Raw genomic sequence first — 10,449 nt, forward strand, 5'->3', positions numbered from 1 at the left:
ACCGTGTCATCGTGGCGTTGCAGGGCCGAGGCCCGATACGCCGGGCAACTTGGCAAGGTTGTGGCAGGCCGAACCCGGGCAGGTCACACTCGACTAGCGGAAGCAGCGACGCACGTGACGTCGGCAGGCACCACCCGGGAGGTTCCCATGCCCGAACTGCGTGTCGTGGCCGTCTCAAACGACGGCACACGACTGGTGCTCAAGGCTGCGGACAGCACGGAGTACACGCTTCCGATCGATGAGCGGCTGCGTGCCGCCGTGCGCAATGACCGCGCCAGGCTGGGCCAGATCGAGATCGAGGTGGAGAGCCATCTCCGCCCGCGCGACATCCAGGCGCGCATACGAGCAGGCGCCTCCGCCGAGGAGGTTGCCCAGTTCGCCGGCATCCCCGTGGACCGGGTGCGCCGCTTCGAGGGCCCCGTGCTCGCGGAGCGCGCGTTCATGGCCGAGCGCGCCCGCAAGACACCTGTGCGCCGCCCCGGTGAGAACACCGGACCCCAGCTCGGCGAGGCGGTGCAGGAGCGGCTGCTCGTGCGCGGCGCCGACAGGGAGACCGTCCAGTGGGACTCCTGGCGCCGGGACGACGGCACCTGGGAGGTCCTCCTGGTCTACCGCGTCGCCGGCGAACCGCACTCCGCGAGCTGGACGTACGACCCGCCGCGACGGCTGGTCCAGGCCGTGGACGAAGAGGCACGCTCACTGATCGGCGAGACCGAGGACGTCGCCGCTCCGGAGCCGAGCTTCCCGTTCGTGCCCCGGATCGCGCGGCTGCCGCGCGACCGGCCGCTGGACCGTGCGCTGGACCGCCAGATCGAGCGGCCGGCGCCCTCCGCGGCTGAGCCGGAGGAGCGCATCGGCGGCGTGTCCGCCGGTGAGCGCGACTCGCTGACCAGCCTCCTGGAGGCGGTGCCCAGCTTCCGTGGCGACATGGTCGTCCCCGAGCGGCCCTCGCAGCCCGAACCTCCCGCGCTCGAACCCGCGCCGCAGCAGGAGCCCGAGGCGGACGAGCCTCCGGCCGCGGCGGCGTCCGCCGGTGCGGGTTCCGCCTACGCCGATGTGCTGATGCCCCGGGCGGTGGCCGGTCACCGCGACCGGCTGACCGGGACGACGGACCGCCAGGCCGAGGCGGACGGCGTGCGCCCGGGGCGCCGGGCGGCCGTACCGAGCTGGGACGAGATCGTGTTCGGCACACGCCGGAAGAAGCAGGACTGAGAGCGGGCACGAAGGCCCGTCGCAGTACCGGGGGTCCGTACGCCGTCGCATACGGACCCCCGGTGCGTCCGGAACCCTGGCCGGCCCCCTCAGACGGGCGACGGCCCCGTAGCGACCGGGCGGGACTCGTCCGAGGACCACTCCGACCAGGACCCCGCGTACAGCGAAGCCCGGTGTCCGGCGAGCTCCAGCGCCAGCACCTCGTGGGCACCGCTGACTCCGGAGCCGCAGTAGACCCCGACCTCGGTGGCGCCGTCGGCGCCCAGGGCGGCGAAGCGGGAGGCGAGCGCGCCGGCGTCCAGGAAGCGTCCGTCCTCGCCGACGTTCTGCGTGGTCGGGGCGGACACCGCGCCGGGGATGTGCCCGCCGACACGGTCGATCGGCTCCACGTCCCCCCGGTAGCGCTCCGCGGCCCGCGCGTCGAGCAGCAGCCCGGTGCGGGCGAGCTCCGCGGCGCCGTCCGCGTCCAGGAGACCGAGCGCGCCCGGCTCGGGCCGGAAGTCGCCCGGGGCCGGCTCCGGGACGGCGGTGGTGAGCTCACCCGTCCATGCGGCGAGACCGCCGTCCAGGACCCGGACATCAGGGTGTCCGGCCCAGCGCAGCAGCCACCACGCACGCGCAGCCGCCCAGCCCTGACCGCCGTCATGGACCACCACCGGCGTCCCACGCCTGACCCCGGCCCGCCTCATGGCGGCCCCGAAGACCTCCGGGTCCGGCAGGGGATGGCGGCCGCCGCTGCCCGCGGGTCCCGCGAGCTCGGAGTCGAGGTCGACGTACACCGCGCCCGGAAGATGACCTGCCTCGTATTCGGCACGGCCATGGGGCCCGCCGAGCTGCCAGCGGACGTCCAGGAGGACGGGCGGGCGCGGGCCCGCCGACTCGCTCATGTATTCGGATGCCGTGATGATGGGCTTCATGGGTGCCATCCTCGCGCAGGGTCTGCCTGCGGCGGCGCCGCACCTGGTGGGACGTACCGCACCAAATCGGGTTCCGGCGTGAGTGGAAGCGGGAAAACGCGGCGCGGCCGGGGTGCCTCGGAGCCTCAGTGGTGCGAGCATCTGCACGGAGCGTACGCACCCGTATCCGTACCGCTGGACGCCGTGCAGGCTTCGTCCCCCCGTACGGCCACCCCGATGGTACGAGGAGAGAGAAGAAGATGACCGAGGCTGCCGCCCGGCGCACGCCCGGAGCACCGTGCTGGGTGAGTCTGATCGTGCACGACCTGACCGCGACCCAGGAGTTCTACAGCCGCTTGTTCGGCTGGGAGTTCCGTCCCGGGCCCGAACAGCTGGGGCCCTACGTCCGGGCGTTGCTCTGCGGCAAGGAGGTCGCGGGCATCGGGCAGCTTCCGCCGGGCCGGCGCCTCCCGATCGCCTGGACGACCTACTTCGCCACGGAGGACGCCGATGCCACGGCGGAGTCGATCCGCTCCTGCGGCGGGACGGTGGCCGTGGGCCCCCTGGACGCCGGGTACGCGGGCCGCCTCCTGCTCGCGTCCGACCCGAACGGCGCGGTCTTCGGTGTCTGGCAGGCCGCCGAACACCTCGGCACCGCCCTCGCGGGCACCCCGGGCACCCCTGCGTGGAACGAGTTGGTGACCCGGGAGACCGCATCGGTCGCCAAGTTCTACCAGACGGTGTTCGGATTCGAGACCGAGGCGGTCGTCTCGGCCGACTTCGACTACCAGACGCTGCATCTCCAGGGCCGGCCCGTGGCCGCCCTGCACGGTGTGGGACACGCCCTGCCGCGCGACAGGGGCCCGCACTGGATGACCTACTTCGAGGTCGCCGACACCGACCAGGCGACGGCCCGCGTGGTGGAGCTCGGCGGGCACGTGCTCCACCCGCCGCAAGAGGCCTCCAGCGGCAGGCTGGCCACCGTGGCGGATCCCGAGGGCGCGGTGTTCACGATCGTCCGGCCGACGGGCGGTTGAGCCGCGCCGGTATCGAAGTGATCCCGGTGATGGGGCCGTCGGCGACGTGACGGCGAGGACCACGAGCGGAGTGCGGTCGTCGCTCAGGGGGATGACGCGCCGGGACGGCCTTCACGGAGGACCGCCGATCGCCGAGGGCGGCAGGAGGTCCTGCCGCCCTCGGGGAGGTGACTACTTGATGCGTGAGACGAGTTCCCGGTACTCCAGGCTCGGCATCAGGCCCAACTCGGTATCGAGGACCGTGGAGTAGTCCTGGAAGACACGCCAAGCGGTGGCGTTGTCGCTGCGCCGCATGAAGGCCGCGGTGATCGTCCTGTGGGGAGATTCGGACAAGGGGTCCACCTTGATCGCGCTCTCGGCCATCTCCACCGCGAGCAGCATTTCCTCGCAGGCCAGGAGCATCTGCGAAAGGGAGTCGAGGGCGAGAAGTCGTAAGTGGTTCCATTCCTGCTGCACGCTGACGCTCTGCTCGTCCGATTCACCGTCGAGCACGACGGACTTCAGCGGCGTCCAGCGTTCCGGCGAGGAGGTACGGATCTCCTGCTTCGAGATGGATCGCCGGACCAGTGCGTGCGCGAGATCCCACGCCGCGTGGATGTCGACGCACTCGGGCTGTTCCGCGAGGACGATACGCCCCTCCGATGCCTGGAGCACGGGGGTACTGGGCAGCAGTCTGTTGATTCTCCAAAGAAGAGTGCGCAGTCTCCTGGCTCTCTGCCGCTCCGGTACCTCGGGCCACAGTCGTGCCGCCAGCTCGGCCCGCGAGAGCGAGGACCTCTCCAGTGCGACCAACGTGATGGCGAGGCGCGGTACGGCTGGTATCGCAACCCGCTTCCGCTCTTTGTGGAGAAACTCGAACCTTGGCATAAGTCTTATTTCAACCACTGCCCCCCCCTGACTTGAGACGCCAGACGGCCCAGCGCCTCAGAAAGCGACTCTGCTCGCCTTGAAAGGCGTTTCACCTCTGCTGGAGAAGCTGGCCCTTGGCGAGCTGCCGGTAGAACTCGTCCCGTTCCATCAACTCGGCGTGTGTTCCCATCGCCTTGACGGTCCCGTCCGCCAGGACGATGATCCGGTCCGCCGAGATCACGGTGGAGAGCCTGTGCGCGATCACCATCGTCGTGGAACTGTGCGCCAGGGCGTCGATCGCGTCGTGCAGGGCCCGTTCGTTCACGGTGTCGAGCTGCGACGTGGCTTCGTCCAGCAGAACCAGGGCGGGTCGGCGCAACAGGAGTCGGCCAGCAGCGACTCTCTGGCGTTCGCCGCCGGACAGTTGCGACCCGCGCTCCCCCACAGAGGTGTCAAGGTGGGCAGGCATCCTGGCCACCACACCATCGAGGCGCACCGAACGGACGACTTGGTCGAGTTCGTCGTCGGACACCTCGCGTTCCACGCCGTAGAGCAGGTTCTCGCGGAGCGTCCCGGCCAGCACCGGGGCGCTCTGTTCCACGTAGCCGATCCAGGAGCGGAGTTCGTTCAGTGGAATGTTGTTGATGTCGCCGTTGTCGATGAGGACGCGGCCGGCCGTCGGTTCGTAGAAGCGCTCGATGAGACTCAGCACAGTCGACTTCCCGACTCCCGACGGGCCGACGATCGCCGTCTTCGTTCCGGACTCCACACGGAACGAAAGCCCGGACAACACCGGTTCATCGGAGCGGTAACTGAAATCGACATGCTCGAATTCCACACTCGGCGGTTTGTCGCGCCGCTGCGCCGGCAGCCGGCCCTGCTGCTCAGGACGCGGGGAGACTGTCGAGGGCGTATCGGCCACCGTGCCCGTTCCGCGGTCCTCCGTCTCCATCGAGTCCACCTCGATGATGCGGGCGGCGGCAGCGAACGCCTTCTGCAGTTGCGTCACCGCGGCGGTGATCACCATCAGAGGTGAAGCGAGGTACATCACGTAGAGGAGGAACGCGATCATGTCGCCGGCCGGCAGTGTGCCGGTGGCGACTCGGTATCCTCCGACCCCGAGAACCGCCAGGAAGCTGATCTGCATGGCCGTGGCCGTGCCGACTCCGGCGAGTGCGTCGAGTTTCACCGTGCGCACTCCGGCCGTGTACGCCAGCTCGGCGTGGCCTCCGATGCGACCGGCCTCGGCCGCCTGCATGTTGCCCGCCTTCACGGTCCGGACAGCGCCGAGCGCGCGTTCCAGGGCGGAAGTCATCTGGCCGACATGGTCCTGCGCGGAACGGGAGGACGACTTGATGCGAGCAAGGAGCGGGACGACTCCCAGGCCGACCACGACCAGCACGCCGAGTACGACCAGGAACAGGACCCAGTCCAGGTAGACCATGAGGGCGGTCGCCCCGATCACGGTCACCACACCGGGGAGGGCGTCAAGGACGTTGGCGGTCATGACGGACCGCAGCAGCGTGGTGTCGGATCCCGCCTTGGACAGCAGGTCGCCCAGTTGGCGGCGGTCGTACTCCCGCACCTTGAGGTCCAGGAGTCTGGCGACGAGCCGATGCCGCAGCCCGAGGACGACGCGTTCCCCGGCTCTTTCGAGAACGAACAGTTGACAGCCGGACATCACGGCCCCGGCGACGACCAGTGCGACGAGAATCAGCAGCGGCTTCACCAGGGACTCGCCGCGGCTGACGGTGTCCAGGATGATGCTCGCGGCCATCGGCTGCGCAAGGGCGCCGAGAGAGCCGAGCAGCCCGAGCACAAGCCCGACGGAAATGGCTTTGCGGTGGGGGCGGGCTAATCGGAGGAGCGTGCTCCATCCGACGTCTTGCGGACTTTTAGTGGATAACACGTGGGCTACGAACCCTTCCGCAGGTCAAGTTTTGTCAAAAGTATGTCATACGGGCATGAGGAGCCGTATGCGTTTTTCCATGATCCCGATCTGCCAGGCCCAGGTCACCATGTCCATGATGCCGCCGCGGTTGATGATCAGGCCGCCGCGGACCTGCCAATAGGTGAGGCCACTGACGTCAACCGGATGCGAACCCCGTTCGCTGTGGAAGGTGCCGGTCAACCGCCATTCCCACACGACGTGTTCGCCGTCCGTCACCACCTTCCCCACGGCGAGGCGGTGATCGGGAATCAGCGAGAGAACCGTGGCGACCCTCGCGACCAATTCCTCCCGTGCCACCTGCCTGACCGGCTCGCCGCTGCCTCCCATCTCGGTGATGTCGGGGGCGAAGTCCGCGACCGCCGCGGCATCGTGCTCGTTCCACACCCGGCGTACGTACTCCTCGACAACGTGCCGGACGCCCTCGGCGTCGTCGCTCATGCCGGCCTCCCGTCGTACGGCGTCCGGGGCTCGGGGTAGCCGATCTGCTTGAGGAACTCCGCCATGTCGCTCTGCGTGACCTCTTCGATGATCTTGCCGTCCCGGAACGAACTGATGGACATGCCGTGCACGGAAATCTGTTTGAACTGCGGGACCTCATCGGCCAGTCGCTGCACGTGCGGCATGAGCATGCGCACATCGGCGATGGTGCCCACCAGCTGCCATTGCCACGCGACCCGCTCGCCCTCGGCGACGACCCTCTCCACGGTCATCGAGGCTTCGCTGTACAGGGCGCGCCACAGCCCGGTTTCATGCTTCAGCTTCTCCAGGCCCGTCACCGGCGGCTCACCCCCGAGCCCGTACATGCGCACTTCTTCGTGAAGGAACTCGCCGAGCCTGTCCACCTGTCCCTTGTTCCACACCACGTCGGCATAGTCATGAATCAGCCGAGTATTGCGCTCCGTGTCCATCTGCTCTCCCCATAGATCGCTTACGTCCTGGTCGCTGCCGGCCCCATGCCGTGATGCGCCAGCAGTTCCACTGCCGTCTCCAGTGAGGCAGGACCGCCCTCTTCGACCTCTCCGCTCGTGACGCTCACAGCTCGCTCGGTGCCGGCGACGAGATAGCCGTCCGAATGGAGCGTCGCCAGAACGCGTCGCGTCGCCGGTTTGTTGAACGCACCGGTCGGGATGGAGGGCAGCAGCACCACCGGCACGGTCGAGGACATCACCACGGAAGAGGCGAGGTCGTCGGAAATGCCGGCGGCGAGTTTGGCGCAGAAGTTCAGCGTGGCGGGGTAGACCAGCACCGCGTCGGCCCAGACCGCCAGGGCGACATGCTGTGCCCCGTCACTGTGCGCCAGGTCCCAGTCGGGCCCGGCGACGGGCCGGCCCGTGAACCCGGTGAGCGCTCGCGTCGAGACCATCGTCGCCGCCTGCCGGGTGACGAGCATGCGGACCTCGGCTCGGAAATGACCACGCAGAGCAGAGGCCCACAAAGGGCTGTGGGCGGCGGCTATCCCTCCGGTGACGACGAACAGGAGGCGACGCGGGCGTTCCTCGTGCGTCATACGTCCTCCCCCAGCAGGGCGGCGACCTGGGCGCGCTGCCTCTCCAGCACACGTGCGACCTCGATGACGGCACTCTCCGCCGACTCTCCGGCCACGAGCCTGCGCGCGATGTCGCGGGACCGGTCCATGCCCAGACTCGCGTGCCGGTCCTCGCCCTCCTGCGGCACGCTCACGCTGACCCCGGGCGCCACTCGGACGGCGAACCCGGCAGTCGCCGGGCCGCGTTGACCGGGCGGGATCAGTTTTCCGATGCACTCGAGAAAGCCGGGCACCTCCTCGGTGCGGCAGTACACGACCACACCGTCGGGTCTCGTTCTCTCCTTCTTCCTGCGAATGATCTTCGATGAGAACGCGTACGCCCGGTCGTCGAGCCCTGTAACCAGATCGGCCCACTTTGTTGCCCGCCCCTCTCCGTCGAGGCACAGGTAGATACGGGCCGACAACTCGGCGGCGCGCTCCGGACGAGCACTGCCGTGGAACCAGATCCAGCCGTTCATCACGCCCGGTTCCAGGCTTGGCAGCCTCAGCGTGATGCGTCCTGCGGCCATACGCTCGATGTCGCCGAATTCGACTGCCACTTCGAGCCCGTCGGCCCGCCGCACGATGAGCCTGCCGTCCGCGAGAGCAGCCCGATAGGACCAGCTGTCGGCGGACGCACGGGTCCGTCCGCCGAGTGCGGTGCGCACGGCGGCCAGCAGACCGGTGTCGTCGTCGCGGTCTTCGTCGTCGAAGCTCGCCGCCAGGTGGAAGCGCCGGTAGATCTCACGGCCGACCACTTCGGGATCCGTCCCCGCCAACTCGTCGAGGAGACCCGGTTCATCAAGAATGCGGGCGATGACCGGCACAGTCATGAGAACCGTCCCGCGAATGCGCCAGGGTGCAGTGCCATGCGCGATGCCACTTTCACCACCATCTTCGGGAGCCTGTCGAACTCGTAGGTCAGCGACGTGTAGGAGAGCGCCCGGCACAGAAGTGAGTACGCCGTCATGCACGGAAGGACACTCGCCCGCAGAACAGGAGCCGCCGGCACCGCTCTGTAGTTCTGGAGCAGCGCGGCGATCGCTGACCACGCCTTCTCCGTCTCGGCGTCGAGCCGTTCCAGTGACTCGTGCACCCCCTCGCCACCGCTCTCCGCCGTCGCACGCCTCATGGCCTCGGTCAGCAAGGAGGCGGCCAGGGAGGCAAGGTCGCGTTCGGGCAGGCCCAGCCCCGCGCATTCCCAGTCGATGAAGCGAACCGCGGTGCCGTCAGCGGCGGCAAGAATGTTGTCGAACTTGAAATCGCCGTGTACGAAGACCCGCCGGCCACTCCCCTCCTCGTACACATCGGCCAGGATCCTGGAGAAGTCCTGCCGGTGGATCTCGGCGGTCAGTTCCAGTGTGCCCTCGGAGAGCTCTCCGAGCAGGGCGAGCGGAATCGGTTCCAGCGGAGGATGCTCGCCTGCCGCCGGAGGCAGCCAGGCCCAGCCCGGACCGGAAACCTCCTGACCGTGCAGAGAGGCGATCTCCCGCCCCGCGACACCAGCGGCACGGTTCAGTGCGTCCGGAGTGCCGAAGAGCTGGTCGAGCGGCACTTCCGACGCGTAGAACTCCACAGTGAGCCGCTCCGCGGTGCACCCCACCGGCGGCACCACCGGCACAGTGGTCCCGGACCGTTCGGTGGTGTAGCACCCGGCGGCAGCGGACTGCAGTGCGGCTTCGAGGTACAGCCCGCGCCGCTCGTCGACGTCGCTCCGGGCACGCTTCACCACGACGTCGATGCCCTGCTCATGACCTCGCCGCACGTGGTCACGACCGGCCAGTACGCTCCCGTGCCCTTCGTCCGCCTCCTCTCCTGACCTGTCCTTCGCGGGGGCCGGCCGCCGGGTCAACGGGGCACTTTCCACGCGATCAGAGACCGCAGTCCGGTGGTCTGCGGCGCTCCCGTGACCTCGAGACCGGCCGCCTTACCCAGCACGACCAGCTCGTCCACCGTGCGGTCGGGATTTCCCATGTTCGCCTCGAGCCACAGCGCGACCCCTGAGTCCACGGGGTCTGCCGCACCCTCGGGCGGAGTCAAGTGCACCTCCGCGAGGAGCACTTCACCCTCGGGCCCGGCCGCATCGGCACAGCCACGCAGAATGTCGAGCGCCTGTTCGTCGTCCCAGTCGGCAAGAATCGCGGAGATCAGGTAGACGTCCTTGCCACGCGGCAGGGGGTCGAAGAAGCTGCCTCCCACCGTGGTGCTCCGGTCGGCGAGCCCTGCCAGTCGCAGTTTCCGCGCACCCATGTCGGCGAACTTGGGAAGGTCGAGGAGGGTGCCGTGCAGATGCGTATGTGCCTGCAGCAGTGCGGTCAGCAGCGCCCCGCTGTTCCCTCCGACGTCCACGACGCTCCGCACACCGGACCAGTCGAACCCCTCGATGACGAGGTCGGCGTCATAGGCGGCGGTGGTCTTCTCGAATTCCTCGAGCCCGTCGACTTCGCCGGCTGCTTCGTCGAGGTCTTCCCAGAGGTTCTTCCCCTGGGCCCCCTCGTACGCCGCCCGCCCCGTCCGGACCGTGTGCAGAAGATGCGTGAACGCCATCTCCGTCCGTCCGGATACGTGGTCCAGATCGAGAAAGGGCCGTACCCCCAGGTCGTCATACTCGCTCAGCAGGGGTCGCCCGAAGTCCGCGAGCGCGTACCCCTCTTCCTCGCGCCGCATGACCCCCATCGTCACGAGGTGGTCCATGACCTTCCGCAGCGGCCGCTCCTGGCAGCCCGTGCGGCGGGCAAGGTCCTGGGCGGTCACTGCTCCGGCGTCGACATGGTCCGCAAGTCTCAGTGTGGCCGCGACGCGCAACGTCATGGGGGCGATGAGGCTCGCCATCTCCAGCAGTTCGGTGCCGCTCTCCTCGTCCGACATGGGGTTTGCTCCCTTCCGGTTTCTCGGTGGATGGCCGCCGCCGCGGTCGGTCCCGGGCACGCCGCAGGCCAGGCCGGGGCCGTCGCCCACGTCGCCGCCCACGAACTCGGC

The 10,449-nt window shown here is 68.9% G+C and carries 11 protein-coding genes; 2 read left to right on the forward strand and 9 right to left on the reverse strand.

Features of this window, described 5'->3' with window-relative positions; translation table 11 throughout:
- Positions 1-147 precede the first annotated feature (147 nt).
- Complete coding sequence (sepH, locus tag ABZ441_RS32420; protein WP_205021545.1) at positions 148-1,212, forward strand: septation protein SepH; 1,065 nt, start codon at positions 148-150, stop codon at positions 1,210-1,212.
- A gap of 89 nt (positions 1,213-1,301) precedes the next feature.
- Here the strand turns inward: sepH and ABZ441_RS32425 are convergent, their stop codons facing one another.
- Positions 1,302-2,129 carry a sulfurtransferase gene (locus ABZ441_RS32425; RefSeq protein WP_358980797.1) on the reverse strand — a complete coding sequence of 276 codons (828 nt, stop codon included), beginning with the start codon at positions 2,127-2,129 and terminating at the stop codon, positions 1,302-1,304.
- 239 nt (positions 2,130-2,368) lie between these two features.
- On the opposite strand from ABZ441_RS32425, the gene ABZ441_RS32430 reads away from it, so the two are divergent.
- Positions 2,369-3,145: a VOC family protein gene (locus tag ABZ441_RS32430; RefSeq protein WP_358980799.1), complete on the forward strand. Its 777-nt coding sequence runs from the start codon at positions 2,369-2,371 to the stop codon at positions 3,143-3,145.
- Between the two features lie 171 nt (positions 3,146-3,316).
- Here the strand turns inward: ABZ441_RS32430 and ABZ441_RS32435 are convergent, their stop codons facing one another.
- From ABZ441_RS32435 to ABZ441_RS32470, 8 genes are all read right to left on the reverse strand, one after another.
- Positions 3,317-3,799, reverse strand: a complete 483-nt coding sequence (locus ABZ441_RS32435) for a bacterial transcriptional activator domain-containing protein (RefSeq protein ID WP_358980801.1) — start codon at positions 3,797-3,799, stop codon at positions 3,317-3,319.
- A gap of 304 nt (positions 3,800-4,103) precedes the next feature.
- The gene (locus ABZ441_RS32440; RefSeq protein WP_358980803.1) at positions 4,104-5,813 is read right to left on the reverse strand and encodes an ABC transporter ATP-binding protein; all 1,710 of its coding nucleotides are present in this window, start codon (positions 5,811-5,813) and stop codon (positions 4,104-4,106) included.
- Between the two features lie 135 nt (positions 5,814-5,948).
- Positions 5,949-6,383 (reverse strand): nuclear transport factor 2 family protein, encoded by a 435-nt coding sequence (locus ABZ441_RS32445; protein ID WP_358980805.1) that lies wholly within the window; start codon positions 6,381-6,383, stop codon positions 5,949-5,951.
- Positions 6,380-6,853 carry an ester cyclase gene (locus ABZ441_RS32450; protein WP_358980807.1) on the reverse strand — a complete coding sequence of 158 codons (474 nt, stop codon included), beginning with the start codon at positions 6,851-6,853 and terminating at the stop codon, positions 6,380-6,382. The genes ABZ441_RS32445 and ABZ441_RS32450 overlap by 4 nt, the downstream gene beginning before the upstream one ends.
- 20 nt (positions 6,854-6,873) lie before the next feature.
- Positions 6,874-7,452 (reverse strand): flavoprotein, encoded by a 579-nt coding sequence (locus tag ABZ441_RS32455; protein WP_358980809.1) that lies wholly within the window; start codon positions 7,450-7,452, stop codon positions 6,874-6,876.
- A complete protein-coding gene (locus tag ABZ441_RS32460) occupies positions 7,449-8,303 on the reverse strand; it encodes a T3SS effector HopA1 family protein (RefSeq protein WP_358980811.1) in 855 nt (284 codons plus the stop codon). The genes ABZ441_RS32455 and ABZ441_RS32460 overlap by 4 nt, the downstream gene beginning before the upstream one ends.
- Entirely contained in the window at positions 8,300-9,322 is a 1,023-nt protein-coding gene (locus ABZ441_RS32465) for an aminoglycoside phosphotransferase family protein (RefSeq protein WP_358980814.1), read from the reverse strand. The genes ABZ441_RS32460 and ABZ441_RS32465 overlap by 4 nt, the downstream gene beginning before the upstream one ends.
- Positions 9,319-10,449: methyltransferase (locus ABZ441_RS32470; protein ID WP_358980817.1), on the reverse strand; the 1,131-nt coding region annotated here is incomplete at its 5' end. The genes ABZ441_RS32470 and ABZ441_RS32465, both read right to left, overlap by 4 nt.

It is taken from the genome of Streptomyces sp. NPDC005752, assembly GCF_040630715.1.
Classification (GTDB): Bacteria; Actinomycetota; Actinomycetes; order Streptomycetales; family Streptomycetaceae; genus Streptomyces.